Here is a 26,440-nt window from a genome sequence, read left to right on the forward strand (position 1 = left end):
CCAACATCCCCAAATTGCTCCCTCAATCCTTTGAGGAAGCTTCTGAAACGAAATATCAGGGGGGTCACTTTTGGACGCCGATTACCCCAATACAGGGGTCAAATTTGCATGCCGGTTCACAGAATAGCGTTTCCGCTTCGTCATCTGGGGTATTCCTTCGTCAGTCGCTAAAGCTTAGCAACTGGTCCGAAATCTCGCGACCACCTCTGCTGTTGATCGTCTTGGCCGCGATCTTCTTGTGACCGGGTTCCTTGATGACCTGCATCAACGGCATGGCTTTCAACTTGGGCTTGGTGTTCCGGCTGGACGGTAGCGCCTGCAAGACCTTCTTGACCTCGCTTGCATCCTGCTTGGTGATCGTGGCAAGCAAACGATCAGGGCCGAAGTACTCGACAAGGATGTTCAGGTAAGCCCGGTTCTGGCCGGTCGTCTTGTCGGCCCATTGGCGGGAATGCTCTGCAATGAAATCATCCACCGCCAAGCCCAAGGGCGATGAGGCGGGCGGAGGAGCGGCAGGAGCTATGGCTGGGGCATCGTCATAGGAATAATGCTCAAGGCGCTCAGCGGCTTCCAGTACGCGCCTGAGCATGTCCCGGCGTCCCTTGCGCCATTCCCGCCGCAGAGACGGCAGGTTTTCGTCCCATTGCAAGCCGCTAAGACCTGACGCCTCGCAAAAGGTTTCGCTGTTGAGATAAGCGTCTGCGAGTAGGTCTTCGCCTTCAATCGCGTTCTCGTGCACGGCCAACTCTTGCTGCATTGCGCCAATCGACTGTTCGGGGAAGCCCTTATCATTCATGTGCTCAACATACGTATCGAGTTGCGACCGAAAGTATCGCTGTACAAGTGTACGTATCTCGTCCTGCCTTAGTCGCATCAACGCTCTGTTATCCCGCAGCAATCTACCACAAGATGCAAGATAACGGGCCAAATCACCAGCCCGATCCGGGCAACGTGTGCGCAAAGAGATGCGAACAGTGGTCCGCTTTCCCTCTATGTACGGAGGGATAGGCCACCGGAAGTAGTAAATCCCGTGTCTTGAGGGGCTTAGATAGGATGACAGCATCATAGGGCGTGTGTCCCACTTTGTGTCACACCCGACTGCTAAGCCGCTAACCCTATGATTTAGAAGTGAATGGAGGCGAGTACCGGAATCGAACCGGTGTACACGGATTTGCAATCCGCTGCGTCACCACTCCGCCAACTCGCCAGACTCGTGGTCTGGGGTCGATGTAATCAACTGTTTTCGGATTGTCCATCCACAGAGTGCCTTTTGCCGTGCCCGGCTTTCAGAAAGACCGGCTTTGGCGTTCGGCGGCTTGCGATGGCTGTTTCGCTTGGAAAGCCGATGCGGCCCGGCGGCATCCGGCATGTCGGCGCTGGACATTTCCGGTTTCCCTCCTGGGTGGGTATCAATGACCTCACTGTCGGTGATTTCGCGTTGCGCCCTGTTGCCCGCGCCGATGCGATGTGTCAGAACCAATACAATCGACTGAACAGAAGAGTTTAGCAATGACAGACTTTGCCGCCCGCAGACGACTGATGGTCGATACGCAGATCCGTCCGTCGGACGTGACCAAATACCCGATCATCGACGCCCTGCTGTCCGTGGAACGCGAGAAATTCCTGCCCGAGAGCCTGGGCGAAGCGGCCTATGCCGGCGAGAACCTCGATCTGGGAAACGGGCGCGTGGTGCTTGAGCCGCGGACGCTTGCGAAGATGCTGGATGCGCTGGATATCGAGGGCGACGAGCTGGTCATGGACCTGGGATCGGCCTTTGGCTACTCCGCCGCGGTGGCGGCCCGTATGGCGCAGGCGGTGGTGGCCGTCGAGGAAGACGCCGCCCTGGCGGACGAGGCGCAGGCGATCCTGTCATCGGCCGGAGCCGACAATGTCATCGTGCATGCCGGTCCCCTGGCCGAGGGCGCGGCGGAGCATGGACCCTATGACGTGATCCTTCTGCAAGGGGCGGCGGAAACGCTCCCGGAAGCGATCGAGGCCCAGCTCAAGGATGGCGGGCGCATCGCCTGCCTGTTCATGGAGGGTGCCCTGGGCGTGGTGCGTATCGGATACAAGTCCGCAGGACGTATTTCGTGGCGGTTCGACTTCAACGCCTCCGCACCCGTCTTGCCGGGTTTCGAGAAGGAAAAGGCATTCGCTCTTTAGGCAGGGGCGCAGAAAATTGGTCGACCGCCGTGACTTCGGAATCGTCACAGCTTTGAGCAGGAGGCTGAAATGAGCAGGAAATGGACGGCAGGATGGATCAGGACCGGGGCGTTTTCGGCGGTTCTGGCGCTTGCAACCGTCGGTGCCGGAGCGACGAGGGCCGAGAATCTCGCCGATGCGCTGATCGGGGCCTATAACACCAGCGGGTTGTTGGAACAGAACCGGGCCGTGCTCCGGGCCGCGGATGAAGACGTGGCCCAGGCCATTTCCACATTGCGGCCGGTGCTGGATTTCGTCGCGCGGGCCAGGACCACGAACCAGCGTCTGAATCCCGGTGGGATCCTGAGCGAACTGGCCAGCAACCGCATCACGGCCGGCCTTGAGCTGACCTGGCTGCTGTTTGACGGCGGTGCCCGCGAGCTGGGGCTGACAGCCGCGAAAGAGATCGTTCTGGCGACGCGCCAGACCCTCCTGTCCTTCGAGCAGCGGGTCTTGCAGCGCGCCGTGGCGGCCTATATGAACGTCATCCTGCAGACGGAAAACGTGTCCCTGCGTGAAAACAACGTGCGGGTGCTGGGCGAGGAATTGCGGGCGGCGCAGGACCGGTTCGAGGTCGGCGAAGTGACGCGCACCGACGTGGCGCTGGCGGAATCCCGGCTTGCCGCCGCACGCAGCAACCTGGCCGCGGCGCGCGGGCTTCTGGTCAATGCGCAGGCGGAATATACCAATGCCGTGGGGCGCAGACCCGGAACACTGGTGACGCCGACAAATCTTCCGAGGAAACCGGCGTCGATCGAGGCGGCCCAGGCCGTCGCGGTGCGAACCCATCCGGATATCCTCGCGGCTCAGCGACAGGTCGCGGCATTGGAATTGCGGATTCTCCAAGCCGAGAGAGGGCTTGGGCCAAGCGTGGCCGGCAGTGTCGCGGTCGGGCTGATCGATAGCTGGGACAGTGACAATGATGGCTTCGATTCCTCCGTTTCCCTGGACCTGAGGCAGCCGATCTATCGCGGCGGCGCGTTGCAATCCAATGTCCGCAGCGCGATGGCCAACCGGGACGCCGCGCGCGGAAATCTTCTGAATGTGCAGCGAGATACGGTTCAGGGGGTGAATGACGCCTACGTACGTCTGGAGGTGGCCAGGGCCAGCCTCGTGGCGACCGCCGAACGTGTCCGGGCGGCGCAGGTTGCGTTTGACGGCATCCGCGAAGAGGCGACTTTGGGCGCGCGCACCACGCTGGACGTTCTGGCCGCCGAGCAGGAATTGCTGGATGCGCTGACCTCGCAGATCTCAGCCCGCGCCGAAGAAGTCATCGCCTCTTACCAGCTGCTTGCGACGCAGGGCCTGTTGACGGCGGAACGTCTTGGGCTTGCGGTCCAGATCTATGACCCGACGATCTATTACAACCTCGCCAAGGATGCGCCGGCCAGGGTATCGAGGCAATCCAGGGACCTGGATCGCGTATTGGAAGCGCTTGGGAAAAAGTGACAATTTTTCCTGTCGGTTGTGAGGCACTCTGACAGACGCTAGGCTCGGATGCGAGTTGCGAGTGGTTCTTGTCGATGTCCGATCCCGTTTCAAAGGCCGATATCGAGGATGTCCTGTCTTCGATACGGCGGCTGGTTTCCCATCAGAACCGGCCTCAAGAGGCCAAGCCCAGCTTGGTTCCCTCCGATCCGAAGGCGCCATTGATCCTGACATCGGCCCATCGGGTGTGCTTGGCCGATACGGCGCCGGACAAGGTGAAGGATGCGGGAGGGACGCCGCAGTCCGATTATCCGACGCATGCGGCCAGAGTCACCGCGGATGACCAGATCGGCGTATCTGCCGCAGGCAGCGGCGCGGACCGCCAGGGGCATCCGGCGTCCCGTCCTGCCGATGGTGAATTTCCCATGAAGGCAAAGACGTCCTTGCCGATGCCGGATGCGGTGCGGTCAACACCGGAGGACGGTCAGGGCATGGATCGGGCAAGATCCCGCGAAGAAACCCCAGCAGACGATGGTTGCGGACCGGTCCCGGCTGGTTTTGCACCGGCCCCGCCGCGAACGCCTGTCAGTGGCATGGGATGTGCGCCCACCGACCTGCGCGCCGGCGCGGATGCACCGGAAATCCACGGCGCCGACAAGACCTCGCCTGACCGCGCGCAGGCGGATTCCGGCAATGCCGTTTCAAATGACGGCATCGGCGAAACGACCGCCTGGCCTGGGCCCGAACACGGGCCGGCCGGGTCCCCGGAGGCTGGGAGGGACGGAACGTCGCGACCGCCGGATTTCCATTTCGCCGGGAACCTGCCGGAGCCCGACCGCCTCAGGGAACTCGTCGCTGAAATCGTCCGAGAGGAACTGACAGGTGTTCTGGGCGACCGGATCAAGCAAAATATGAGAAAGCTGGTACGGCGCGAAATCCACAGGGTCTTGACGATACAGGATCTCGATCCGGCCTAGCCCTCTTGCGCCGTGCAATGGGGCTTGCAGTATCGCGGCAGCAGACGTGCAGACCCGGGACAGGGCTGGCACGGACGCGCATCCACGGCCGGAAGGCCCAAAAAGAAATCGCGCAGCCGGGGACCGGACTGCGCGGTTTCCTTGATCCTGGCTGATTCAGGCCGCTTCGGCCTGTTGCGCGGCGTTGCGCCGTTCGCTTTCTTCGCGGGACAGGGCGACGGATGTGCGCACACCACGTCCGACGAAATCCATCAAACCCGTCACGACCCGTTCATTGGGGTCGATACCGGCGCAGGACAGCACCTCGCGCCCGTCGCGCGACCTTGCCCATCGGGCGATCTGTTCCGGGCCGTTGCCGTATTTCTTGTCATCGGCGATGGCGTCGTCCAATGCAGCCAATACGACGGCCGCAAAAAGTTTACGTGCACGATTGCCTTGTTCATTGTTAAAGGCTGTGCCGTCAACGAAATCTCTCATCTCGTCTTCCTTGTTATTCTTGCTCTTGCGTTTTCGGCGTGGCGTTCCTTATGACTGATCGCGAACGATTCGGGTACCCCGAAACTGCATATCACCCTTGCGTAATTTGCATGGCTTTCTGCGCGTGCAGCACGAGATATCGTTGTCTTGCCAGCCCCTGACTCGCCATATATAGGTGCCGCAGTTTCTGTATCAAGCATGCGCGAAGGTCACATCCATGCCCAAGATCAACGGCAATGAAATCCGCCCCGGCAATGTACTGGAGCATAACGGCAGCCTGTGGGCCGCAGTGAAGGTCGATCATGTCAAACCGGGCAAGGGCGGGGCTTTCGCCCAGGTGGAACTGCGCAACCTGCGCAACGGAAGCAAGCTCAATGAACGCTTTCGCAGCGCGGACAAGGTCGAGAAAGTGCGCCTGGAACAGAAGGACCAGCAGTTTCTCTACGAGAACGACGGCATGCTGGTCTTCATGGATGCGGAAACCTACGAACAGGTTGAACTCCCGGCAGAAATTCTGGGCGACAGGCGTCCGTTCCTTCAGGACGGCATGACGGTCGTGGTCGAGTTCCACGAGTCCGAGGCGCTCAGCGCGTCGCTGCCGCAAAAGGTGACGTGCAAGATCGTCGAAACCGAACCGGTGGTCAAAGGTCAGACGGCGGCCAATTCGTTCAAGCCGGCGATCCTGGACAACGGCATCAAGGTCATGGTTCCGCCCTTTGTCGGGCAGGATGAAATGATCATCGTGAACACCGAAACCATGGAATATTCCGAACGCGCCTGAGGCCGGCGGGGATTGGATCAGACCGCCATTTTGCTTGGGCGTCGAGGCGCGATCTCGACAAGTTCCCGCACCAGATCGAACTTGACGCGGGCGGCGCTGACCTGCCGGTAGAATGCGATCAGGAACGATGTGGGGGATTGCAGGCGGGCAAGCCCCATCGTAGCGGCGACAACCGTGCCCACATCGGTGCGCCCCTGCAAGACCAGCCAGCCCCCAAAGGCCAGCACCCCGACGGTGGCTGCGGCATTGAGCGAGCTGAGAACGAATTTCGTCGACAGTTTCCAGATGAACATCTGCCGGCGGGTTTCAAAGATCGCGTCGAACTCCTCTTCGATGGTGATATCCGGAGCGGAGTCGTGTTGCCTGACGAGCTGGTTCGTCGCGCCCCGCAGGATCCGTACCCGTCGCGCGACCAGCTCGTTCACCTTCCGTTGCGTGATCAGCACGATGATGACCTGTGGCGTGATCATCGCCAGCGCGATGACGCCCAGACCGGGTTGCGAGGTCGCGATAAAGCCGACCACCGCGATCAAGGTGCCAATCTGCACCACCGGATTGGAAACGGCGCCGCCAGCGAATTTACCCAGTTCTTCGGCCTCGGCGGAAATCGTGGTGGCCAGCGTACCCTGCGGGATCTGCTTGCCGTCGCTGCGGACACTGGCATCGGAGTTCTCATAGAGGTGCTTGCGCAACCGCCGCGTGATGTCCTCACCCAGTGTGCCCGACCGATAGGAGACCAGCCATTTCAGAAACAGGCTGAGCAGGACGATTCCCATCATCTCGGCACACATCAGAAATAGGGCCGACGCTCCGATCTCGGCTTCGCTCAGCGCGTTAATGATGTCTTTCTGATAGCTCAGCGGCACCGCAGACAGGCCGGCAACCGCGAGCGACAGAAGGATAAGGATCAGCTGGCGCCGACCGCTGGAGCGCCAGATGGCCAAGTAGAGTTCGATCACGCCGCACGGTTCCTATGAAGATGGGGTCGAGCGGCAACCTTACCGAGGCGGCCGCCAAACTCAATCGGTGATGCGTATCATTCCGCCAGAACCGTCGCAGTTCCGGCGGTCATGTCATCGCTGATCCGGTCAAATCTAAGATGGGCGAGGGCCTGATCGCCGGAGCGCGTGAACAGCGTCCCGACAGGCTTTCCATCGGCGGTGATCGGGGCGCCCGCAGGTGCCGCCCCGTCGATCCGGACCCGGCGCAGCCCCTTGCGCAGCTCGGTCTTGTGGCGCATGCGCGCGGTGACTTCCTGCCCGACATAGCAACCCTTGCGGAAATCGACCCCGTTCAACCTGTCAAAACCCATTTCGAGAATGAACGAGTCCGGCGTCAGTTCGATGCCGGTTTCGGGGATGCAATGCGCGACGCGGATGGCGTCCCAGTCGGTGCCGTCGTCGCTGGCCGGATTGGCCGAATAGGCGCGCCATCCCATGTCGGGATGGCGGGGGTCCGCATCGGCATTTTCCGGCGCTGTGCCGGTGCCGCGCTGAAGGTTCAGGCCGGAATCCGCTATCGTCACATCGGCCCGCAACTTGTAGAGCGACAGCCGGCGGACCAGGTCGTCGGCCAGCGCTTCGGCCACGTCCAGCAGGATCGCCTCGCCATCGCGTTTCAACATGAAGTCGGCGATATACTTGCCTTGCGGGGTCAGAAGCGCGGCATAGACCAGCCCGTCCGTCAGGCGCGCGATGTCATTCGTGACCAGTCCCTGCAGGAAACTGTCGGCATCTCGACCGGACAGTCGAAGAATGCGGCGCTGCGTCATTGGTGAACTCCCGGTTTTCATTGCCTTGTCATATAGGTAAGCGTGTCCGAAAGAACAGGGGAACACCAGTGCCTGCCGAACTCTCCGTCGTGGTTCCGACACTGAACGCCGAAGACGGCCTCCCGGACTGCCTGTCGGCGCTGATCGAGGGGCTGACGGCAGGGCTGATCCGGGAACTGATCGTCACCGATGGCGGCAGCAGCGATCATACGCTGCGCATCGCCGAAGCGGCCGGCGCCGAAATCGTGACCGGCGCTGCGTCGCGCGGCGGGCAGTTGCGGCGCGCTGTTGCATGTGCGCGCGGCGCATGGATACTCGTCCTGCACGCCGATACCGAGCTTGAACCCGGCTGGGCGCGGGCGGTGAAGGACCATCTGGAGACGGGGCAGGGGCAGAGCGCCTGTTTCCGGCTCGCGTTCCGCGAACGGGGCTTCTGGCCGGGTTGGGTGGCTGGCTGGGCGAACTTCCGCTCCTCGCTGGTGTCCTTGCCCTATGGGGATCAGGGCCTTCTGATGACCCGCAGCGCCTATGAGCGCGCCGGTGGTTATCCGGATCAGCCCCTGATGGAAGATGTGGCGCTGGTGCGGGCCTTGCCCCGACCGCTCCTGATCCTGCCGGTGCGGGCGTTCACGAGCGCCCGGCGGTATCGACAGGCCGGATGGCTGCGCCGCGGCGCGCGCAATCTCTGGACCCTCACGCGTTATCTCTGCGGGGCGGATCCCGTGGCGCTGGCAAGGGACTACCGCCGCTGACGATCAGCCGAACAGGCGCTGGCCGATGCGGCGCATCCAGGACGGCTGCGGCGCCGACAGGGCGGGCGCGCGCGGCAACAGCGCCGCCGCGCCTTTCGGGTCGATCACGGTCTTTCCGCCCTTGAACTGCAGATGATACAGGTCGGCATAGATTCCGCCGCGATCCAGCAGTTCCTGGTGGGTGCCCTGATCGACCATCTGCCCGCTGTCCATGACGATGATCTTGTCGGCGCTGATGATGGTGGCCAGGCGATGCGCGATCACCAGCGTCGTGCGCCCGCCCGCCAGCCGGTCCAGCGCGCTTTGCACGACCTTTTCGGATTGCGCGTCCAGCGCGCTTGTGGCTTCGTCCAGAAGCAGGATCGGCGTGTCCCGAAGCAGGGCGCGGGCAATCACCACCCGCTGGCGCTGCCCGCCCGACAAGGCCGAGCCGCGCGGACCCACCAGGGTATCAAGCCCGTCCGGCAGGTTCGCCAGGTAGTCGCTGACATGCGCGGCGTCGAGCACCGGTTTGAGGTCCTCGTCGCTGACATCCTTGCGCCCCAGCAGGATATTCTCCCGCAGGGTTTCGTCAAACAGCAAGGCTTCCTGGCTGACGACAGAATAGAGATCGCGCAGGTCTTGCAGGGCAATGTCCTTGACGTCGATGCCGCCGACACGGATCGTTCCCGCTTGCGGGTCGACCAGCCGTGTCAGCAGGTTGAATATTGTCGATTTCCCGGCTCCGGAGGCGCCGACAAGCGCCGTCGTCTTGCCGGATTCAGCCCGCAGCGACAGGTTGTTCAGGACTTTCGCATCGCCATAGCTGAGCGATACCTCGTCGAGCTGGATATCGGGCAGGCCCTCGGGGGGCGGCACCGGGTGTTCCGGAGATTTGAGCCGGATCGGTGCGTCCATCAGTTCCTTCAGGCGCTCCAGAGCGGCGGCGGCGGCCTGCCAGCTGCCGCTGAGACTCGCAAGGCGGCGCATCGGGTCGAATGCAAGGCCGATCGCGGTAAAGAAGCTCATGAACTGGCCGACGGTCTTTTCACCTGAAATGATCTCGGACCCGCCGTAGAGCAACACGCCCATGAAGCCGACACCGGCCATGATGTCGATCATGCCGGTGATCGCCGCGGTCCCGAAGGCGGCGCGGATTTCGGATCGTACGAAGGTGTCGGTGTAGCCGGAATAGCGTTCGGCCTGATAATTCTCGAGCCGGTTCAGCTTGATCGGAACGATGCCGTGAAACACCTCGTCAAGGCGCGTCGACAGGGTGGCGCCCAGGTCGCGGGCGGCGGAGGCTTTCTTTCGCACATAGCGTTGTCCGGCGCCGATCGGCAGGAACATCAGCGGCACGCCGATCAGCATGATCGCGGTCCAGACCCAGTCTATATTGATCGCGACGCCGATCAGGATGATCAGGGATATCGCATCCCGGCCGGCCCCGGTGATGATCCCGCGCCAGACATCGTTGACGGCCCCGACATCTCCCTGAATGCGCTGGATCAGAAATCCGGGAGGATGGGTCTGATGAAATGACGTATCCTGCCGGATCATGCGATTCAGCAGGTCGATCCGCAGGCTCGCCGCCGTCAATTGCGACACCCGTGCCAGCAGAACCTTCTGGACGACGCCCGCCACACCCCGCATCGAAAAGATCAGCAGGAACGCGATGCTGACCCATTTCAGGGCCGAGGTGTTGCCGGCGACGAGCACTTCATCGAACATCGGCTGCATCATGTAGCTGACCGCACCGATCATGCTGCCTTCGACCAACATGAACACCATGGCGATCGCCATGGTGCCGGTGTGCTGGTGCAGGTAGTTGCGCCATAGCCACCCCAGCAATTCGCGTGAGGATTTCGGGGGGCTGCTCATAAGGGATTGATCCGATTGAAGAGTGGGACTAGGCATCCCCGCGTTTGCACCTGGGCCATTTAACCAAATGGGCCGTTTGACGCAACCCGCGTGATCGGGTGCATTGACGGCGGGTTCGACTTGGATAGGGTGAGCGAGAAATGCAAACGAGGGTGCAATGGGCAAGTCACTGACGCTGTCGCAGGGGCGTGAATATCTGGCGATACCGGGGCCTTCCGTGATCCCGGACAGGGTGTTGCAGGCGATGCATCAACCCGCTCCCAACATCTATGCCGGGGCGCTGCTGGACATGACAGCCACGCTCATTCCCGACCTCAAGAGAGTCGCGCGCACCGGCCATTCGGCGGCGATCTACATCAGCAACGGGCATGGCGCCTGGGAAGCCGCGCTGGCCAATGTCATTGCGCCGGGCGAACGGGTCCTGGTGCCGGCCACCGGGCGTTTCGGGCACGGCTGGGGCGAAATGGCGGCCGGATTGGGAGCCGAGGTCGAGGTGATCGACTTTGGCAAGTCGTCTCCGATGGACCTGTCCCGCGTCGCCGAAACGCTTCGGGCCGATGCGGGCCACCGGATCAAGGCCGTCCTGGCGACCCATGTTGATACATCGAGTTCGGTCCGCAACGACATCGCCGCCCTGCGGGCTGCGATGGACGAGGCCGGCCATCCCGCGTTGCTGATGGCGGACTGCATCGCCTCACTTGGCTGCGACCGGTTCGAAATGGATGCCTGGGGCGTCGATGTCGCGGTCACAGGTTGCCAGAAGGGTCTGATGGTGCCGCCGGGCGTCAGCTTCGTGTTCTTCAATGAAAGGGCGGCGGAAAAGCGGCGCTCCATGCCGCGCGTCAGCCGCTACTGGGACTGGGCCCCACGCAGCGACCCGGACGAGTTCTATCAATTTTTCGGCGGCACCGCGCCGACCCACCATCTTCTCGGGCTGCGGGCCGCGCTGGACATGATCCATGCCGAAGGCATCGAACATGTCTGGGACCGGCATGAACGGCTCGCGCAGGCCGTCTGGGCCGCCTGCGAGGCATGGGGGCGGGACGGCGGCCCGTTGCGCCTGAACGTGGCCGACCGGGCGGATCGCAGCCACGCCGTCACCGCGCTCCGGCTGGAGGCGCCGAACGGAACCGCGTTGCGGAACTGGGTCCAGGAAAACCTCGGACTGACCCTTGGAATCGGACTCGGCATGGCCGCCCCGACGGACCCGTCCTGGCATGGCTTCTTCCGTCTCGGCCATATGGGGCATGTCAATGGCCACATGATACTGGGGCTGCTCGGCGGGATCGAGGCCGGCATGAACGGACTGGGCATCGCCCATGGGGCGGGTGCGCTGGATGCCGCGGCCAGGGTGATCGCCGGTGGCTAGCGGGTCCGCGCGGCCTTGCGGTGGATCAGATGATTGATCGCGGTGGCCAGCAGCAGGACCGGGATCAGCCCGAACATCGCCCAGATCGTCACGAACACCCATGTGAGGTTGACCCCCAGCATGATCAGCGCGGCGTTGGTGTAATTCGGGGCGGGGGTCAGGCGGCGTTCGCTCATGGTAGAGTCCTTCGGACCGGTCCGGGCCAGTTTAGCGCAGTTTGCGCAAAAGTCAGGTCAAACCGCTGCGATCAGCTTCGCGCCGCCGCCAGGGCTGCCGGCAGGGCTGCCGCGAATGCATCCATATCCGCCGGCCTGCCGCAACTGACCCGGATGCAGCGGTTCTGCGGGGCGGCGAATGGCATTCGCACAAAGATCCCTTGCGCGATCAACCCGTCAAGAACTGCCTTGGCAAAGGCGCCATCCCGCCCGCAGTCGATGGCCACGAAATTGGTCGCCGAAGGCAGCGGAACAAGTCCGTTGTCGCGGGCGATGCTTGCGATCCGGTCGCGCGCGGATGCGATCTCGCTCCGGACATGGTCCAGCCATGCCCGGTCCCGAAGCGCCGCGAGCGCGCCTGCCTGAGCCGTCCGGTTCATGCCGAAATGGTTCCTCACCTTGTTGAAGGCGGAAATCAGGCCCTTGGCCGCTATGCCATAGCCGACACGAGCCCCGGCCATGCCGTGAACCTTCGAAAACGTCCGCATCCGGATCAGCCGCGGGTCGTCGACGGAAACGGGCGCTTCGGTTCCGTGTGGGGCGCATTCGACATAGGCTTCGTCCAGCACCAGAAGGCACCCGTCGGGCAGGCTGTCCAGCGCCGCCACGATGTCCGCCCCTGCGTGCCAGCTTCCCATCGGATTGTCGGGATTGGCAAGGTAGACCAGTTTCGCATCGACTTCTGCCGCCCTGGCGAACAGCCGCGCCGGGTCTTCGCGGTCGTCCACATAGGGCACCTTGTGCAGCGTGCCGCCAAAGCCCGCCACATGGTAATTGAAGGTCGGATAGGCACCCTCGGACGTGACCACCGCGTCACCCGGCTCGACGAGCAGTCGCACGACATAGCCGAGCAGGCCGTCGATCCCTTCGCCGACCACGATGTTGTCGGCGGACACCCCGTGGTGATCGGCGAGCGCCTGCCGCAAATCGTGGTTTTCCGGGTCGCCATACATCCAGACCCCGTCGACGGCCTGCCGCATCGCTTCGGCGGCGCGCGGGGACGGGCCGAACACGCTTTCATTCGCGCCGAGCCGCGCCAGGAAGGCGGCGCCTCGCTGCCGTTCCTGCGTTTCAGGGCCGACGAACGGCACGGTTGCGGGCAGGGACTGGGCGAGCGGTGTGTATCTGGGATCGGTCATGGCCGCAGATAAGCCCAACCCCGCGCGGGCGGCAAGCATTGCTTTGCGCCAGATCCGCGGCGGACAATCCTGACCGGACTGCCCCCACGTTTCACTGGCATCCCGGCCCGGATTTCGGCAGGGTTGCGGAAAAAGCGGAGGACACCGGGATGGCGCGCGTATCAGTCGAGTATTCGGATCACATCGCGCGGGTCACTTTGACCCGCGGCGACAAGATGAACGCCCTGGACGATGCCATGTTCGAGGCGATCGTGAACGCGGGCGAAGAGGTCGCCGCATCGGACGCCCGCGCAGTGGTTCTTTCCGGCGAGGGAAAAAGTTTCTGCGCGGGACTCGATCTGGCCAGCTTCGCCAAGATGGGGCAGATGGATCCCGTGGAATGGCTGATGGGCCGCAGCCATGGCGACACCAATCTCTTGCAGGAGATGTCCCTGTGCTGGCGCCGGGTTCCGGTTCCGGTCATCGCGGCGCTGCACGGTGCGGTCTTCGGCGGCGGGCTGCAACTGGCGCTGGGGGCCGACATCCGCATCGCCGGACCCGATGCGAAACTGTCCCTGATGGAAATGAAATGGGGTCTCGTGCCCGATCTTGGCGGCATGGTGTTGCTGCCGCATCTCGTGCGGTCGGATGTATTGCGGCAACTGACCTACACGGCGCGGCCGATCAAGGCGGATCAGGCGGAACGATGGGGGCTTGTCACCTCGCAGGCGGACGACCCGCTGGCGGCGGCGATCGATCTGGCCAGGGAAATCGCGGAAAAGAGTCCCTCGGCGATCCGGGCGGCCAAGCGGCTGATCGACGTGGCGGAAACCAGATCTCGCCAGGACGTTCTTCTGGCCGAATCCCGCGAATCCGCCAGTCTGATCGGCAAGCCCGATCAGATGGAAGTGGTGGCGGCGCAGATGGAAGGCCGCAAGCCGTCGTTCAAGTAAGCCGGCGCCGTCAGCGCAGGAATGCGCGCCGCGCATCGCGGGCCATGTTGTAACGCATTTCGAGATCGGCCACGCGGGCCATTGCCGCCTTCCGCTCCTGCGGCTCCGTCAGAGCCGCCAACTCGGCGCGGGCGGCGAGCAGTTGCTCCTTGAGGTCGAATTCCTCCGGTTTCACACCTGCCTGCGCCATGATCCGCATGCCCGCCGCCAGCACCGGATCGACCATCGCCGCTTCGGGGCGGTCGGGCAGGGGGTCGCCCTCTCCCTCAAGCCCGGTCAATTCGCCCCGAGCGCGGGCTTTCTGGATCTGACGTTCGATCAGGGCGCGTAAGGATCTGGACATGCGGCGACGATACCGCACGGCCCCGGCAAAGGCGAGGGCCGGGTTGCGAGGCGTCCTAGGCGAGTTCCGCCAGGCGCGCGAGCGCTTCCTTGATCCGGCTTTCCTCTTCTTCGCGGGCGGCCAGATTGGCGCGGGTTTCCTCGACCACGTCGTCCGGCGCGCTCTCGGCGAATTTCGGATTGTTCAGCCGTCCGCGCAAACCGCCCAGTTCCTTGGCCAGCTTGCCCAGCGTCTTTTCCAGCCGTTCTTTTTCCGAGTCGATATCGATGATGCCGGCAAGGGGCAGACCGAAACTCGCGCCTTCGGCGGTGATCGCCACGGTGCCCTTGGGCAGGCTGTCGGCATCGGTGAGGCTTTCGATGCGGGCGAGCCGCTTGATCAGCACCTCGTTGCGGGCCCATGCGGTGCGGCCCCGGTCGTCGAGTTCGGTGACCAGCATCGGCACGTGCAGGCCGGCAGGCACATGCATCTGCGCGCGGGCAGAGCGGACGCTGTCGATCAGTCCGATGACCCAGTTCATTTCCTGATCCGCCGCCGAATCCACCAGTTCGGTTCCGTAGTCCGGCCAGTCGCCGTGGATCAGCATCTTGGCCCGGTCGCCGGACAGCCCCCAGAGTTCTTCGGTGATGAAGGGCATGATCGGATGCAGCATCAGAAGGCACTGATCCAGGACCCATTTCATCACCTGCCGGGTCTCGTCCCGCGCCGGGTTTTCGTCCTGAAGCAGCGGTTTGGAAAATTCCACATACCAGTCGCAGACCTTGCCCCAGACAAAGGCGTAGAGCGCATTGGCCGCATCGTTGAAGCGATAGCCTTGCAGCGCCTCGTCCACCTCGACGCGCACCTTTGCGACCTCACCGATGATCCACCTGTTCAGCGTTTGCCCGGCGCTGGGGATGCCGTGGCCGGGCGCGGTGAACACGTCGTTCATCTCTGCGAACCGCATCGCGTTCCACAGCTTGGTGCCGAAGTTCCGGTATCCCGCGATACGCTGGGTATCGAGCTTGAGCGCCCCGCCGAGGCTGGCCATCGCCGCGTTGGTAAAGCGCAGCGCGTCGGCACCGTATTCGTCGATCAGGTCCAGCGGATCGACGACATTGCCGGTCGACTTGGACATCTTCTTGCCCTTGGCGTCGCGCACGAGGCCATGCAGGTAGACGGTATGAAACGGGATCTGTCCGACCACCGAAAGCTGCATCATCATCATCCGCGCCACCCAGAAGAACAGGATGTCGGTGCCGGTGATCAGGTCGCTGGTCGGGAAATACTTGCGCAGTTCCTCCGTATCCTCGGGCCAGCCCAGGGTGCCGATGGGCCAGAGACCGGAGGAGAACCAGGTGTCCAGCACATCCGGGTCGCGCCAGACCGGGTAGACCAGTTTCGTCGGGTCCTGATTCAGCGCGTATTGCGCCAGGCTCTCGGCCAGCATGTGGATGGCCGCGTGCTTGTCGGCGACTTCGACGATCGCGGCGTGATTGATCGGCACCGGCGTATCGGCGATCTCGTCGCGGAACGCGTCCTGCACCGCGTCAAAGGACGGGGCGCAATGCATCACCGCGCCCGCATGCAGCATGCCGCCGTCGATCAGCAGGCGGTGCAGTTCGACAAGGTCCAGCGTCCCGTCGCCTTCGTCGTCCAGGAACTCCGGAGCCGACAGGTCCAGACCGTACCAGACCGGGATCTGATGGCCCCACCACAACTGGCGGCTGATGCACCAGGGTTCGATATTCTCCAGCCAGTGGAAATAGACCTTCTCCTCGCGCTCGGGCAGGATCTTCACGTCGCCGTTACGCACCGCGTCAAGGGCGGGGCCGACGATCTTGCCGGTGTCCACGAACCACTGATCGGTCAGCAGAGGTTCGATCACGACCTTTGAGCGGTCGCCAAAGGGCTGCATGATCGGCTTGTTCTCGACCAGGGGCTCGGACAGGACGATATCCTCGCCGCTGTCCGGATCGGTCTTGGCGATGGCTTGCATCACCGCCAGCCCCTCGGAGGTGATCTGTTCGACCACCTTCGCCCGCGCCTCGAAACGGTCCAGCCCGCGCAATTCGTCCGGCACCAGGTTCATCGCGGCGATCATCGCTTCGTCGAAGTCCTGTTCACCCGCTGCGATGGCCTGGGCCACGGCGGCCTCTTCGGCATAGGGTTTACCGTCGCTGCGCATCGCGCCCCTGGTGTCCATCAGGTTGTACATCGGAATGTTGCCGCGCTTCGCGACCTGATAGTCGTTGAAATCATGCGCGCCGGTGATCTTGACCGCGCCAGAGCCGAAATCCGGGTCCGGGTAGTCGTCTGTGATAATCGGGATCAGGCGGCGATGTTCCTTTGGGCCGACCGGTATTTCGCATAGTTTTCCAATAATTGGAGCATACCGTTCATCCGATGGATGAACTGCGACAGCGCCGTCGCCCAGCATGGTTTCAGGCCGCGTGGTCGCGATCGAGATATAGTCGCGGGTCTCGCGCAGGGTGACGTTTCCGTCCTCGTCCTTCTCGACGTATTCATAGGTTGCGCCACCCGCCAGCGGGTATTTGAAGTGCCACATATGGCCCGCGACCTCGACATTCTCGACTTCCAGATCGGAAATCGCGGTTTCGAAATGCGGGTCCCAGTTGACCAGGCGCTTGCCGCGATAGATCAGGCCACGGTTGTACATTTCGACAAAGACCTTGATGACGGCGTCGTGGAAATTGCCCTCTTCTCCCGCCGGCGCACCCGGAGCCCCGGACATGGTGAAGGCGTTGCGCGACCAGTCGCAGGAGGCCCCGAGGCGGCGCAGCTGGTTGATGATGGTGTCGCCGCTTTCGGTCTTCCATTCCCAGACCTTTTCCAGGAACTTCTCGCGGCCAAGATCACGTCGGCCCGGCTGGCCTTCCGTGGCGAGCTTGCGTTCCACGACCATCTGCGTTGCGATGCCCGCATGATCCTGGCCCGGCTGCCAGAGCGTGTCGAAGCCGCGCATCCGGTGCCAGCGGATCAGGATGTCCTGCAACGTGTTGTTGAAAGCATGGCCCATGTGCAGGCTGCCGGTGACATTGGGCGGCGGGATCATGATGCAATAGGTTTCGGGGAGCGAGGCATTCGCGCCGGCCTTGAAGCACCCGGCGTCTTCCCAGGCCTTGTAGATCCGATCCTCGGCCGATGCCGCATCGAAGGTTTTGTCCAGTGCCATCTTCGCTGTCCTTTTCCGGTCGCGCTCCGTCTAGCGAAAGCCGGCCTGAAGGGAAAGATGGCCGAATGCTTTTCTTTCCCGGCAGGTGCAGCCGGCGGGCGCGACCGGCCATGCTTCAATGCCGGGCCGATCAGTCGGCGCGGTCGTTTTCCGGCCGGCCTGGGACGGACTGGACCGCCTTCCGGGCAGGCTGGATATGTCCTGAGACTGCCAGGCGGGCGATCAGGTTCTTGTTGACGGGATGGGCGCCTGTTCCATCGCAAAGAGCACGGCATTCAATGGCTATGGTTTGCGCCACGTGGTTTCGGTGCGTCGACCGACTGGACATCGCTCCCTCCGGGGCTAGTGTCGCCATGATGCAGCATCAGGGGTATGGCCGTGGAAAAGTTCGGAAAAAGCCAGCCGGTTTCGCGGGTCGAAGACCAGCGGTTCCTGACCGGGAAGGGGCGGTATGTCGGCAATGCCCGATTGCCGGACGCCCTGCATGGCTATGTCCTGCGCAGCCAGGTGGCGCATGGGGAGATTGAAAAACTTGACGTTTCGGCGGCAAAGGCGTCGGAGGGGGTGCATCTCGTCGTCACTGCCGCCGATCTGGAAGCCGCCGGTGTCGGTATCGCGATGGATGCAACGGTCGTGACGAACCGGGACGGAACCGAGGCGGCGCAGCCCCTGCGCCCGGTGCTGGCCAGGGATCGGGTCAGGTTCGTCGGCGAACCGGTCGCGATGGTCTTTGCCGAAACGCTGGATCAGGCCCGCGATGCGGCGGAACGGATCGAACTGGACATCCGGGATCTCCCGGTGAAGCTGGATGTCTGCGCCGGCGGTCCGCTCATTCACCCGGAAGCGCCGGAGAACCGCGCGTTCGACTGGGGCATGGGCGACGAGGACAAGACCCGCGCCGCCTTTGAGGCTGCGGCGCGGGTCGTCAGCCTTCAGGTCGAGGACAATCGCATCTTGGTCAACGCGATGGAACCGCGCGCCTGTCATGCGAACTGGGTCGACGACCGGTTGCATTTTTCCTTCGGCGGCCAGAACGTGTGGAGCATCAAGGACCGGCTGGCCAAGGCGTTCGGCCTGGACAGCAACCGTGTCCGGGTCACGATCCCCGATGTCGGCGGCGGGTTTGGGATGAAGGCTATGGCTTATCCCGAATACTATGTCGTCGCCCATGCGGCGCGGGTTCTTGGCCGTCCGGCGCGATGGGCGTCTGATCGGACCGAAGCGATGCTGAGCGACAATTCGGGCCGTGACCTGACGTCGCTGGCCGAACTGGCTTTCGACGACACCGGCAGGATCACGGCATACCGGGTCCATACCCGCGTGAATCTCGGCGCGTATAACAGCCAGATGGGGCAACCGATCCAGACGCAGCTTTTTTCGCGGGTGCTGATGGGCTGCTACGACGTGCAGGCGGTCTGGCTGCGGGTCGAAGGGTTCTACACCAACACCACGCAGGTCGATGCCTATCGCGGCGCGGGGCGGCCCGAGGCGATCTATGTCCTGGAACGGGCGATGGACCGGGCCGCGCGGGAACTTGGCATCGATCCCTGGGAGCTGCGCACGCGCAATTTCATACCCGCCGCGCGGTTCCCCTACATGAGCGCGACCGGCGAGCTTTACGATGTCGGGGAGTTCCAAAGGGTGCTCGGTCGCGCCGCCGTCGAGGCGGACAAGGCGGGGTTCGAACGCCGCCGGGCCGCCGATGCGGCGCGCGGGCTGCTGCGCGGGCAGGGACTCTGTTACTATATCGAAAGTATTCTGGGCGATCCTTCGGAAGGCGCGAAGGTCGAATTTCACGAGGACGGGACGGTGAGCATCTATGTCGGCACCCAGAGCAACGGACAGGGGCATGAAACCGTCTATGCCCGGTTCCTGTCGGATCAGACCGGGATCCCGGCGGAACGGATCCGGGTGGTTCAGGGCGATTCCGGCCTGATCGCGCAGGGCGGCGGCACTGGCGGGTCGCGTTCTGTGACGACCCAAACCCACGCGACCCTTGCCACGGTGGACAAGATGATCGCGGCCTTTTCGCCCTACCTGGCCGACCGGTTCGGGACAGACGGGCAGGGCGTGACCTTTGACGGCGAAACCTTCCGCTTGCCGGGGTCGAACCTGACCCCGACGCTGCTGGAAGCCGCCGACATGGCGCGTGACGACGGGCGCGCCGATCTCTTGCGGCACGAGGCGCGCGCCACCTTGCCCGCGCGCAGCTTTCCGAACGGCGCGCATGTCGCCGAAGTGGTGGTCGACCCTGAGACCGGCGTCGCGCGGGTGGACCGCTATACGGTGGTGGATGATTTCGGGAACCTGATCAACCCGATGCTGGCCGAGGGGCAGGTGCACGGCGGGGTGGCGCAAGGCATAGGTCAAGCCATCGCCGAACATGTGGTATACGATGAAGATGGCCAGATTCTGACCGCCAGTTTCATGGATTACGCGATGCCGAGGGCCACCGATGTTCCGATGATCCGGTTTGTCTCCGAACCGGTGCCATCGACGGCGAACCCCATGGGGATGAAAGGCTGCGGAGAGGCGGGGACCGTCGGCTCCATGGCCGCGGTGGCGAACGCGGTCCAGGATGCGCTGTGGGAACGGGGCGTCCGGCAGGCGGACATGCCGTTCACGCCGCTAAGAGTATGGGAAATGTTGAACGATGAACCTGTCATGGCTGACCGGTAAGATTTTCGGATGGCTCGGGCGGCCGCTTCGGTCCGAGCATTCCGCTGAAACGAGGACACGCGGTCCTCTGACCCATGTCATCATCCTGGATGGCACCTTGTCCTCGCTCGAGCCCGGATTTGAAACCCATGCCGGGGTGACCTACCGGCTCTGCCGGGAAATGGGTGCGCAGGTTTCCGTGTTCTACGAAGCCGGGGTGCAGTGGAACAACTGGCGCAATACCGTCGATGTCATGATGGGGCGCGGCATCAACCGGCAGATCCGCCGCGCCTACGGCTATCTCGCGTCGCGCTATCGGCCCGGCGACAGGATTTTCCTGATCGGTTATTCGCGCGGCGCATTCGCCGTGAGATCGCTTGCCGGGGTGATCGACATGGTCGGTCTTCTGAAGACGGAACATGCGACCGAGCGGAATATCAAGACCGCCTACCGCCACTATGAACTGCGGTCCAGCGCGCTGCATGCGGCAGCCTTCCGGACGGCGTTCTGCCACGCCGAAGTGCCCATCGAAATGGTAGGGGTCTGGGATACGGTCAAGGCGCTCGGCCTGCGCCTGCCCCTGTTCTGGAAAGTTTCGGACGCGCAGCACGCGTTTCACAATCACCAGCTCGGCGGCAGTGTCCGCAACGGATTCCATGCGCTTGCCCTGGACGAAACGCGCCAGGTCTACGAACCCGAAATGTGGGTCTGTCCGCCGGATTTTGCCGGCCACGTCGAACAGGTCTGGTTCCGTGGGACGCATGGCGACATCGGCGGGCAACTCAGCGGCTATGAGGCGGCGCGCCCGCTGTCCAACATTTCTCTGGTCTGGATGCTGGAGCGCGCCGCCGCCTGCGGGTTGCCGCTTCCGGAAACCTGGCGGGCGCGGTTCTTCACCGATCCCGACGGCCCGTCCGTCGGAACCTGGCGGGGCTGGGGCAAGATCTTCTGGCTGCGCCGCCGCAGGATCGTTGGCCGGGACCGATCCGAATCGATCCATGACTCGGTGCGTCTGGACAGCCTGCCCAAGAACGCCAGGGGGATATTGCGGTTCCGGTCAAAGGACGCCTGATCTCGCGGCGGGGGCGACGCCGGGCGATCTAGCTGCGGGCCATGTCCATGATGATGCAGGTGGTCGACCCGGTCGCATAAAGACGCCCGTCCTCGACACCACGGATTTCGCCATGCGCGATACCCGTCGATCTGCCCGCGTGATCGGTTTCGCCGATGCAGTCGATCACCATGCCGATGGGGATCGGGCGTATGATGTTGATCTTGTATTCGAGCGTTGTGTAGACCGACCCGCGCGGCACCTTGGTCATCACGGCGCAGGCCATGGCGCTGTCCAGAAGGGTGCCGTACCAGCCGCCGTGCACCGTGCCCATCGGGTTCGTCACGCTGAATTCGGGGGCGCCGCGAAACACCGCCCGGCCGTCCGAAACGGCATGCAGCGTATAGCCCATGGTCCGGCTGATCGGCGGGCCGGGATGGCGCCCTTCGAGCATGCCGCGCATGTATTCCAGCCCGGACATCGACAGCACGTCGTCCAGGGGCATCAAGTCCGAAGGGTCATTGGCGATGTTCATCTGCGTCTCCCGTTTCGGGAGACGCTAGCAGCAATTTCCGGGTGCGCAATCGCTACGCGACGTTCTGCAATTGCGCCTTCGGTGAAACCCCCAGCGCATGACAGACATCCCGTGTCAGTTCCGGCCGGTTCAGCGTGTAGAAGTGCAGCTTGTCGACGCCGCCTTCGATCAGGTCGCTGCAAAGCTCCGTGCAGAGCGCCGTGGCCAGCAGGTCTTCACGACCGTCGCGCAGCGCCTTTGCGAAGGCTTCGTCGATCCATGCCGGAACCGGCGTTCCGCAGCGCAGGGCGAAATTGCGCGCACCTTTCCAGTTCTCGATCGGCAGGATGCCCGGCGTGATGTCCGCGTCGATCCCCGCCTTCGCGCAGGCGTCGCGGAAGCGGAAAAAGGTTTCCGCTTCGAAGAAGAACTGGGTCAGAGCCTCGCTCGCGCCGACGTCCAGCTTGGCCTTGAGCCAGGCGATGTCCGCGTCTAGGTCGGCGGCTTCCGGGTGCTTGTCGGGATAGGCCCCGACCCGGATGTTGAACCGGCGGGTTTCCGCCAGCGCCCCGATCAGTTCGACGGAATTGGCGAAGCCGTCGGGATGCGCCACGAAGGCGCCGCTGCCCCTGGGCGGATCGCCCCGCAGGGCGACGATATCGCTGACACCGGCCTCGGCGAATGTGTCGGCGATGGCCAGCGTCTCGGCGCGGGTCGCGTTGACGCAGGTCAGGTGCGCGGCGACGTTCAGGCCCGACGACTTGTGCAGGGTCGCGACCGCGTCCCGCGTCAGGTCGCGGGTGGTTCCGCCGGCGCCATAGGTGACCGAGACGAACCGCGGGTCCAGCGGGGCCAGGGTCTGAACCGTGTCCCAAAGGCGAAACGATCCCTCCAGATTCTGGGGCGGGAAGAATTCGAAAGAGATGCTTGGAACGGTCATGGCGGAATCCTCTGATTTCACCCCTTGTTGCACGGGTTTTGTTGTGAGACAATTTCATAATACTCAAGAACAACATGAGTCAGATATGAGATTGATCATTGCGCTCCTCCTGCCTTTCCTGGTGTTCTTCACCATCGGGCGGCCGTTTCAGGGCATGCTCTGCCTGCTTCTGCAGCTGACGCTGATCGGATGGATTCCCGCCGCGATCTGGGCGGTCTACGCGCTAAGCCAGTATAACACCGACAAGAAAATCGCCGCCAGCCGCCGTGGCGACTGACGGAACGGGGGGCGGATGCATCTGGAATTTCGACATCTTCGCACGATCAAGGCGATTCACGATTGCGGCGGCCTGGCCCGCGCCGCCGATCAGTTGAACATCACGCAAAGCGCGCTCAGCCATCAGATCAAGGGGCTTGAGGAACAGGCCGGTGTCGACCTGTTCGTGCGACGGTCCAAGCCGATGACCCTGTCGCCCGCCGGATTCCGGTTGCTCAGGCTCGCGGAACAGGTTCTTCCGCAGATCGAAGCGACGCTGGCGGATTTCGGAAACCTGCGCGATGGCAAGACCGGGCGGATGCACATCGCGATCGAATGCCACGCGTGTTTCGAATGGCTTTTCCCGGTGCTCGAAGAGTTCCGGAAGAACTGGCCGGATGTGGATGTGGACATCCGGCCGGGGCTGGCCTTCGACGCGCTGCCCGCCTTGCAGAAGGAAGAGGTCGATCTGGTGGTCTCGTCCGATCCCGAAGATCTGCCGGGCGTGGAATTCATCGAACTGTTCGACTATGCGCCGGTCTTCGTGGCTTCCGCCGCGCATCCGCTGGCGAAGAAGGACTGGATCGCCGCCGAGGATTTCCGCGGCCAGACGCTGATCACCTATCCGGTCGAACGTAGCCGTCTCGACGTTTTCAGCCAGCTTCTGATCCCGGCAAAGGTCGAACCCGCCGCGATCCGGCAGGTGGAACTGACGGCGGTGATCCTGCTGCTGGTGGCGTCCAACCGCGGCGTTGCCGTGTTGCCCGACTGGGTGGTGCGCGAGGTCAAGTATTCTTCGGATTACGTGACCCGCCCGCTCACCGAAACCGGCATCACCCGCAGGCTCTATGCCGCGATCCGGACCGAGGACCGGAACAAGCCGTTCATGCAGAACCTGCTGTCGCTGGCGGGCATCGAAGCGCGCAAGTTGCAGGCGCAGTAGGACGTGCCGGTTTCAGGTGTCTGAAAACATTGCCTTGACCCGCTCGATATCCAGCGGGTTTTCATGCAGCGAATCCGGATCCCATTCGGAGCGTTCCGCTTCGAAAAAATCGCCGCCATAGACATGCAGCGCGCCTGTCAGCCTGGGGATCGGGTTGGTCACGGAGTGGATGATATCCTGACCGAGGGGCGTCCAGTCCCCGGTTCCCAGGTTGCGGGCGCCCGCCGCTTCGATCCGGTCATCGGGGTCGTCCCTGAGCCGCCGCCAGAAGATGTTGTCTTCGCGTCCGTTGTAGATGCCGATCGTGGCCCACATTTCGTGGTTGTGGGGCTGCACGGTCATCAAGGGCTTCCAGACCACGTTGAGAATGGTCAGCCGGTCGGATCGGTATATCGGCGTGATCCCCGAACCAGAGGGTTCCCCAAGAGCCGACGTCACCGCGCAAGGGTCGTGCATGGCGTGATCGAGCAGGCTCCCGATCGCTTGCTGACTGTCGGAGCGGTCGATTGCGTCCACGCAATCCGCAACGAAGTGTTCCAGGTTCCACATGATGTTCTCCCCGTCCGCAGAAGGGGAGAATACCATATTTTGCTCAAGATCGGTAGGTGGCGATCAGGCCACCTTGACGATCTGCTTGCCGACGTTCCTGCCCTGAAGCAGGCCCATGAAGGCTTCGGGCGCGTTTTCCAGCCCTTCCGCGATGTCTTCGAGATAGGCGATTTCGCCCTTGGCGACCTTCGGCCCGATCTCGCCCAGGAAGGTCGGGAAGCGGTCCCAGTGGTTGGAGATGATAAAGCCGTTTACCGACAGGAACCTGACGAGGATGTTGCGCCACAGCGCCGGGGCGGTCAGCTGGTCCTGCGCCGCACCCGCGCCCAGCCCGCCGGCATTGTACCAGCTGATCATGCCGCAGATCGGAATGCGCCCGTGCGGGTTCATCAGGGGGAACACCGCTTCGAGCACCTTGCCGCCGACGTTTTCGAAATAGATGTCCACGCCGTCCGGGCATTCGGCGGCCAGCGCCTTGCGCAGATCCGGTGCGCTGTCATAGGCGCGATGGTCAAGGCAGGCGTCAAAGCCGAATTTCTCGACCGCCAGCTTGCATTTGTCGGCCCCGCCCGCGATGGCGACAGTGCGCAGGCCCAGGCCCTTGGCGACCTGGCCGACCATGGACCCCACGGGACCGGTGGCGGCGGCGACGACGAGCGTTTCACCCGCTTTGGGACGGCCGTATTCCATCAGGCCGTGCCAGCCGGTGAAGCCCGGCATTCCAAGGACGCCGAGGGCGGCGGTGATCGGGCCATGCGCGGGGTCGAGCTTGCGCAGCATCTTCGCCGGTTGCACGGCATGGGTGGCCCAGCCCAGCATGCCGAAGGCAAAATCGCCGATCTTGAAATCGGGGCTGTTGGAGGCGATGACCTCGCCCACGCCGCCGGCCTCCATCGTCCCGCCGAGCGGCACCGGCGCGGCATAGGATTTCGCGTCGTCCATGCGCCCCCGCATATAGGGATCCAGCGACATGTAGTGGACCTTGACCAGAACCTCTCCGTCGCCGGGCACAGGCAGGGGATTGCTTTCCAGGCGGAAGTTCTCGGCTTTGGGCGCCCCGTCCGGGCGGCTGGCAAGTGCGATGCGCTGCATCTGTTCGGTCATGTCTGGCGTCCTCCGGTTGATTGTGCGGAACGGTGGCGCTCTGTCCGCCAAATGGCAAGGGCCATCGGCGCTGACGCGGCGGCATCGCGGCGAAGGGGCGTCGCGACGGCTTGGCAATGGCGGCTGTCACGCGTATACGCGCGGCCTGACCCGACAGGAGCGTGTGACAATGGTAGGCAGTGCAAATCTCAACGTGATGATCAAGGCCGCGCGCAAGGCCGGTCGGTCGCTGGTGAAGGATTTCCGCGAAGTCGAGAATCTCCAGGTCTCCAGAAAGGGCGCGGGCGATTTCGTGACCAAGGCCGACCTGGCGTCCGAAAAGATCATCCGGGACGAACTGATGGGCGCACGGCCGACCTATGGGTGGATCGCCGAAGAGGGCGGCGCGGCCGAAGGTCAGGATCCGACGCGGCGCTGGATCGTGGACCCTTTGGACGGCACCACCAACTTCCTGCACGGATTGCCGCATTGGGGCGTTTCGATCGCGCTGGAACACAAGGGCGAGGTCGTCGCCGGGGTCGTGTTCGATCCGGCCAAGGACGAGATGTTCTTTGCCGAAAAGGGGGCCGGCGCCTGGATGAACGACACGCGTCTGCGGGTTTCGGGACGGCACCGGATGATCGAAAGCATCTTTGCCACCGGCCTGCCGTTTGCCGGGCGCGCGGACTTGCCGGAAACCCTGCAGGATCTGGCTCGGCTCCTGCCGGTCTGCGCTGGCGTGCGGCGGTGGGGCGCAGCGGCGTTGGACATGGCCTATGTCGCCGCGGGTCGCTATGACGGCTTCTGGGAGCGGCGGTTGCAGGCATGGGACATGGCGGCAGGCGTCGTCATCGTGCGCGAGGCAGGCGGTTTGATCGAACCGCTGGATCCGCGCGGCGACATTCTGGGCGACGGCGAGGTGATCTGCGCCAACGACGCCCTGTTTGACGGTTTCGCCAAGGTGATCCGCGGCTGAACCACGCCCGGAACTGAACGAGCGTCAGCGGATCGGGTCCGGTCGGCGAC

General features: G+C 63.5%; 26 protein-coding genes and 1 tRNA gene. 12 read left to right on the forward strand and 15 right to left on the reverse strand.

What is annotated here, in order from left to right:
* Positions 1 to 160: 160 nt before the first annotated feature.
* The 3 genes from QO034_RS14700 to QO034_RS14710 all read right to left on the reverse strand — a co-directional run bounded on the left by QO034_RS14700 (position 161) and on the right by QO034_RS14710 (position 1,384).
* Positions 161 to 796: a hypothetical protein gene (locus QO034_RS14700; protein ID WP_284486289.1), complete on the reverse strand. Its 636-nt coding sequence runs from the start codon at positions 794 to 796 to the stop codon at positions 161 to 163.
* A 337-nt stretch (positions 797 to 1,133) separates the two neighbouring features.
* Positions 1,134 to 1,207 (reverse strand) — tRNA-Cys (locus tag QO034_RS14705).
* Positions 1,187 to 1,384, reverse strand: coding sequence for a hypothetical protein (locus QO034_RS14710; protein ID WP_284486290.1), 198 nt, complete (start codon positions 1,382 to 1,384; stop codon positions 1,187 to 1,189). Before QO034_RS14710 ends, QO034_RS14705 begins: the two co-directional genes overlap by 21 nt.
* A gap of 125 nt (positions 1,385 to 1,509) precedes the next feature.
* On the opposite strand from QO034_RS14710, the gene QO034_RS14715 reads away from it, so the two are divergent.
* From QO034_RS14715 to QO034_RS14725, 3 genes are all read left to right on the forward strand, one after another.
* Entirely contained in the window at positions 1,510 to 2,163 is a 654-nt protein-coding gene (locus QO034_RS14715; RefSeq protein WP_284486291.1) for a protein-L-isoaspartate O-methyltransferase family protein, read from the forward strand.
* A gap of 69 nt (positions 2,164 to 2,232) precedes the next feature.
* A complete protein-coding gene (locus QO034_RS14720; protein WP_284486292.1) occupies positions 2,233 to 3,651 on the forward strand; it encodes a TolC family outer membrane protein in 1,419 nt (472 codons plus the stop codon).
* Positions 3,652 to 4,223: 572 nt separating this feature from the next.
* Complete coding sequence (locus tag QO034_RS14725; RefSeq protein ID WP_284486293.1) at positions 4,224 to 4,607, forward strand: hypothetical protein; 384 nt, start codon at positions 4,224 to 4,226, stop codon at positions 4,605 to 4,607.
* Between the two features lie 156 nt (positions 4,608 to 4,763).
* On the opposite strand, the gene QO034_RS14730 is transcribed toward QO034_RS14725, so the two are convergent.
* The gene (locus QO034_RS14730; protein WP_284486294.1) at positions 4,764 to 5,084 is read right to left on the reverse strand and encodes a DUF6280 family protein; all 321 of its coding nucleotides are present in this window, start codon (positions 5,082 to 5,084) and stop codon (positions 4,764 to 4,766) included.
* 217 nt (positions 5,085 to 5,301) lie between these two features.
* Between QO034_RS14730 and efp the strand changes: the two genes are divergently transcribed.
* Positions 5,302 to 5,865 (forward strand): elongation factor P, encoded by a 564-nt coding sequence (gene efp / locus QO034_RS14735; protein WP_284486295.1) that lies wholly within the window; start codon positions 5,302 to 5,304, stop codon positions 5,863 to 5,865.
* Positions 5,866 to 5,882: 17 nt separating this feature from the next.
* Here efp and QO034_RS14740 read toward each other — a convergent pair whose 3' ends face one another.
* Positions 5,883 to 6,824: an ABC transporter transmembrane domain-containing protein gene (locus QO034_RS14740; RefSeq protein ID WP_284486296.1), complete on the reverse strand. Its 942-nt coding sequence runs from the start codon at positions 6,822 to 6,824 to the stop codon at positions 5,883 to 5,885.
* A gap of 77 nt (positions 6,825 to 6,901) precedes the next feature.
* Complete coding sequence (ygfZ, locus tag QO034_RS14745) at positions 6,902 to 7,636, reverse strand: CAF17-like 4Fe-4S cluster assembly/insertion protein YgfZ (protein WP_284486297.1); 735 nt, start codon at positions 7,634 to 7,636, stop codon at positions 6,902 to 6,904.
* Positions 7,637 to 7,704: 68 nt separating this feature from the next.
* Here ygfZ and QO034_RS14750 point away from each other — a divergent pair, with 68 nt between their 5' ends.
* Entirely contained in the window at positions 7,705 to 8,388 is a 684-nt protein-coding gene (locus QO034_RS14750; protein WP_284486298.1) for a TIGR04283 family arsenosugar biosynthesis glycosyltransferase, read from the forward strand.
* Between the two features lie 3 nt (positions 8,389 to 8,391).
* Here the strand turns inward: QO034_RS14750 and QO034_RS14755 are convergent, their stop codons facing one another.
* Positions 8,392 to 10,248: an ABC transporter ATP-binding protein gene (locus QO034_RS14755; RefSeq protein ID WP_284486299.1), complete on the reverse strand. Its 1,857-nt coding sequence runs from the start codon at positions 10,246 to 10,248 to the stop codon at positions 8,392 to 8,394.
* A gap of 157 nt (positions 10,249 to 10,405) precedes the next feature.
* On the opposite strand from QO034_RS14755, the gene QO034_RS14760 reads away from it, so the two are divergent.
* Positions 10,406 to 11,617, forward strand: a complete 1,212-nt coding sequence (locus tag QO034_RS14760; protein WP_284486300.1) for a pyridoxal-phosphate-dependent aminotransferase family protein — start codon at positions 10,406 to 10,408, stop codon at positions 11,615 to 11,617.
* Here QO034_RS14760 and QO034_RS14765 read toward each other — a convergent pair.
* Entirely contained in the window at positions 11,614 to 11,793 is a 180-nt protein-coding gene (locus tag QO034_RS14765; protein WP_284486301.1) for a hypothetical protein, read from the reverse strand. The genes QO034_RS14760 and QO034_RS14765 overlap by 4 nt on opposite strands.
* Positions 11,794 to 11,864: 71 nt before the next feature.
* Positions 11,865 to 12,971: a pyridoxal phosphate-dependent aminotransferase gene (locus QO034_RS14770; protein ID WP_284486302.1), complete on the reverse strand. Its 1,107-nt coding sequence runs from the start codon at positions 12,969 to 12,971 to the stop codon at positions 11,865 to 11,867.
* 149 nt (positions 12,972 to 13,120) lie between these two features.
* On the opposite strand from QO034_RS14770, the gene QO034_RS14775 reads away from it, so the two are divergent.
* Positions 13,121 to 13,903 carry a crotonase/enoyl-CoA hydratase family protein gene (locus QO034_RS14775; protein WP_284486303.1) on the forward strand — a complete coding sequence of 261 codons (783 nt, stop codon included), beginning with the start codon at positions 13,121 to 13,123 and terminating at the stop codon, positions 13,901 to 13,903.
* A gap of 10 nt (positions 13,904 to 13,913) precedes the next feature.
* On the opposite strand, the gene QO034_RS14780 is transcribed toward QO034_RS14775, so the two are convergent.
* A complete protein-coding gene (locus QO034_RS14780) occupies positions 13,914 to 14,246 on the reverse strand; it encodes a DnaJ family domain-containing protein (RefSeq protein ID WP_284486304.1) in 333 nt (110 codons plus the stop codon).
* Positions 14,247 to 14,301: 55 nt separating this feature from the next.
* Positions 14,302 to 17,421, reverse strand: coding sequence for a valine--tRNA ligase (locus QO034_RS14785; RefSeq protein WP_284486305.1), 3,120 nt, complete (start codon positions 17,419 to 17,421; stop codon positions 14,302 to 14,304).
* A 378-nt stretch (positions 17,422 to 17,799) separates the two neighbouring features.
* On the opposite strand from QO034_RS14785, the gene QO034_RS14790 reads away from it, so the two are divergent.
* Complete coding sequence (locus tag QO034_RS14790; protein ID WP_284486306.1) at positions 17,800 to 20,100, forward strand: xanthine dehydrogenase family protein molybdopterin-binding subunit; 2,301 nt, start codon at positions 17,800 to 17,802, stop codon at positions 20,098 to 20,100.
* On the forward strand, positions 20,075 to 21,151 hold the full coding sequence (locus QO034_RS14795; protein ID WP_284486307.1) for a DUF2235 domain-containing protein: 1,077 nt from the start codon (positions 20,075 to 20,077) through the stop codon (positions 21,149 to 21,151). Before QO034_RS14790 ends, QO034_RS14795 begins: the two co-directional genes overlap by 26 nt.
* Before the next feature lie 28 nt (positions 21,152 to 21,179).
* On the opposite strand, the gene QO034_RS14800 is transcribed toward QO034_RS14795, so the two are convergent.
* On the reverse strand, positions 21,180 to 21,665 hold the full coding sequence (locus QO034_RS14800) for a PaaI family thioesterase (protein ID WP_284486308.1): 486 nt from the start codon (positions 21,663 to 21,665) through the stop codon (positions 21,180 to 21,182).
* Positions 21,666 to 21,717: 52 nt separating this feature from the next.
* A complete protein-coding gene (gene metF, locus QO034_RS14805) occupies positions 21,718 to 22,584 on the reverse strand; it encodes a methylenetetrahydrofolate reductase [NAD(P)H] (RefSeq protein WP_284486309.1) in 867 nt (288 codons plus the stop codon).
* Between the two features lie 85 nt (positions 22,585 to 22,669).
* Here metF and QO034_RS14810 point away from each other — a divergent pair, with 85 nt between their 5' ends.
* Together QO034_RS14810 and QO034_RS14815 are read left to right on the forward strand one after the other, a co-directional pair.
* Complete coding sequence (locus tag QO034_RS14810) at positions 22,670 to 22,861, forward strand: YqaE/Pmp3 family membrane protein (RefSeq protein ID WP_284486310.1); 192 nt, start codon at positions 22,670 to 22,672, stop codon at positions 22,859 to 22,861.
* A gap of 15 nt (positions 22,862 to 22,876) precedes the next feature.
* The gene (locus tag QO034_RS14815) at positions 22,877 to 23,782 is read left to right on the forward strand and encodes a LysR family transcriptional regulator (protein WP_284486311.1); all 906 of its coding nucleotides are present in this window, start codon (positions 22,877 to 22,879) and stop codon (positions 23,780 to 23,782) included.
* A gap of 12 nt (positions 23,783 to 23,794) precedes the next feature.
* On the opposite strand, the gene QO034_RS14820 is transcribed toward QO034_RS14815, so the two are convergent.
* Together QO034_RS14820 and QO034_RS14825 are read right to left on the reverse strand one after the other, a co-directional pair.
* A complete protein-coding gene (locus tag QO034_RS14820) occupies positions 23,795 to 24,331 on the reverse strand; it encodes a hypothetical protein (protein WP_284486312.1) in 537 nt (178 codons plus the stop codon).
* A 63-nt stretch (positions 24,332 to 24,394) separates the two neighbouring features.
* Positions 24,395 to 25,435 carry an NADP-dependent oxidoreductase gene (locus QO034_RS14825; protein WP_284486313.1) on the reverse strand — a complete coding sequence of 347 codons (1,041 nt, stop codon included), beginning with the start codon at positions 25,433 to 25,435 and terminating at the stop codon, positions 24,395 to 24,397.
* A 169-nt stretch (positions 25,436 to 25,604) separates the two neighbouring features.
* On the opposite strand from QO034_RS14825, the gene QO034_RS14830 reads away from it, so the two are divergent.
* Positions 25,605 to 26,390: an inositol monophosphatase family protein gene (locus QO034_RS14830; protein WP_284486314.1), complete on the forward strand. Its 786-nt coding sequence runs from the start codon at positions 25,605 to 25,607 to the stop codon at positions 26,388 to 26,390.
* The last annotated feature ends 50 nt before the right edge of the window (positions 26,391 to 26,440 follow it).

This window comes from Sedimentitalea xiamensis (assembly GCF_030164465.1).
Taxonomy (GTDB): domain Bacteria; phylum Pseudomonadota; class Alphaproteobacteria; order Rhodobacterales; family Rhodobacteraceae; genus Sedimentitalea; species Sedimentitalea xiamensis.

What these genes read in the sequence shown, in the direction of transcription:
- QO034_RS14700 (WP_284486289.1), bottom strand. Translation starts at nt 796, where the DNA reads ATGAATGATAAGGGCTTCCCCGAACAGTCGATTGGCGCAATGCAGCAA.
- QO034_RS14710 (WP_284486290.1), bottom strand. Translation starts at nt 1,384, where the DNA reads ATGTCCAGCGCCGACATGCCGGATGCCGCCGGGCCGCATCGGCTTTCC.
- QO034_RS14715 (WP_284486291.1), top strand. Translation starts at nt 1,510, where the DNA reads ATGACAGACTTTGCCGCCCGCAGACGACTGATGGTCGATACGCAGATC.
- QO034_RS14720 (WP_284486292.1), top strand. Translation starts at nt 2,233, where the DNA reads ATGAGCAGGAAATGGACGGCAGGATGGATCAGGACCGGGGCGTTTTCG.
- QO034_RS14725 (WP_284486293.1), top strand. Translation starts at nt 4,224, where the DNA reads ATGGGATGTGCGCCCACCGACCTGCGCGCCGGCGCGGATGCACCGGAA.
- QO034_RS14730 (WP_284486294.1), bottom strand. Translation starts at nt 5,084, where the DNA reads ATGAGAGATTTCGTTGACGGCACAGCCTTTAACAATGAACAAGGCAAT.
- efp (WP_284486295.1), top strand. Translation starts at nt 5,302, where the DNA reads ATGCCCAAGATCAACGGCAATGAAATCCGCCCCGGCAATGTACTGGAG.
- ygfZ (WP_284486297.1), bottom strand. Translation starts at nt 7,636, where the DNA reads ATGACGCAGCGCCGCATTCTTCGACTGTCCGGTCGAGATGCCGACAGT.
- QO034_RS14755 (WP_284486299.1), bottom strand. Translation starts at nt 10,248, where the DNA reads ATGAGCAGCCCCCCGAAATCCTCACGCGAATTGCTGGGGTGGCTATGG.
- QO034_RS14760 (WP_284486300.1), top strand. Translation starts at nt 10,406, where the DNA reads ATGGGCAAGTCACTGACGCTGTCGCAGGGGCGTGAATATCTGGCGATA.
- QO034_RS14765 (WP_284486301.1), bottom strand. Translation starts at nt 11,793, where the DNA reads ATGAGCGAACGCCGCCTGACCCCCGCCCCGAATTACACCAACGCCGCG.
- QO034_RS14770 (WP_284486302.1), bottom strand. Translation starts at nt 12,971, where the DNA reads ATGACCGATCCCAGATACACACCGCTCGCCCAGTCCCTGCCCGCAACC.
- QO034_RS14775 (WP_284486303.1), top strand. Translation starts at nt 13,121, where the DNA reads ATGGCGCGCGTATCAGTCGAGTATTCGGATCACATCGCGCGGGTCACT.
- QO034_RS14780 (WP_284486304.1), bottom strand. Translation starts at nt 14,246, where the DNA reads ATGTCCAGATCCTTACGCGCCCTGATCGAACGTCAGATCCAGAAAGCC.
- QO034_RS14785 (WP_284486305.1), bottom strand. Translation starts at nt 17,421, where the DNA reads ATGGCACTGGACAAAACCTTCGATGCGGCATCGGCCGAGGATCGGATC.
- QO034_RS14795 (WP_284486307.1), top strand. Translation starts at nt 20,075, where the DNA reads ATGAACCTGTCATGGCTGACCGGTAAGATTTTCGGATGGCTCGGGCGG.
- QO034_RS14800 (WP_284486308.1), bottom strand. Translation starts at nt 21,665, where the DNA reads ATGAACATCGCCAATGACCCTTCGGACTTGATGCCCCTGGACGACGTG.
- metF (WP_284486309.1), bottom strand. Translation starts at nt 22,584, where the DNA reads ATGACCGTTCCAAGCATCTCTTTCGAATTCTTCCCGCCCCAGAATCTG.
- QO034_RS14810 (WP_284486310.1), top strand. Translation starts at nt 22,670, where the DNA reads ATGAGATTGATCATTGCGCTCCTCCTGCCTTTCCTGGTGTTCTTCACC.
- QO034_RS14815 (WP_284486311.1), top strand. Translation starts at nt 22,877, where the DNA reads ATGCATCTGGAATTTCGACATCTTCGCACGATCAAGGCGATTCACGAT.
- QO034_RS14820 (WP_284486312.1), bottom strand. Translation starts at nt 24,331, where the DNA reads ATGTGGAACCTGGAACACTTCGTTGCGGATTGCGTGGACGCAATCGAC.
- QO034_RS14825 (WP_284486313.1), bottom strand. Translation starts at nt 25,435, where the DNA reads ATGACCGAACAGATGCAGCGCATCGCACTTGCCAGCCGCCCGGACGGG.
- QO034_RS14830 (WP_284486314.1), top strand. Translation starts at nt 25,605, where the DNA reads ATGGTAGGCAGTGCAAATCTCAACGTGATGATCAAGGCCGCGCGCAAG.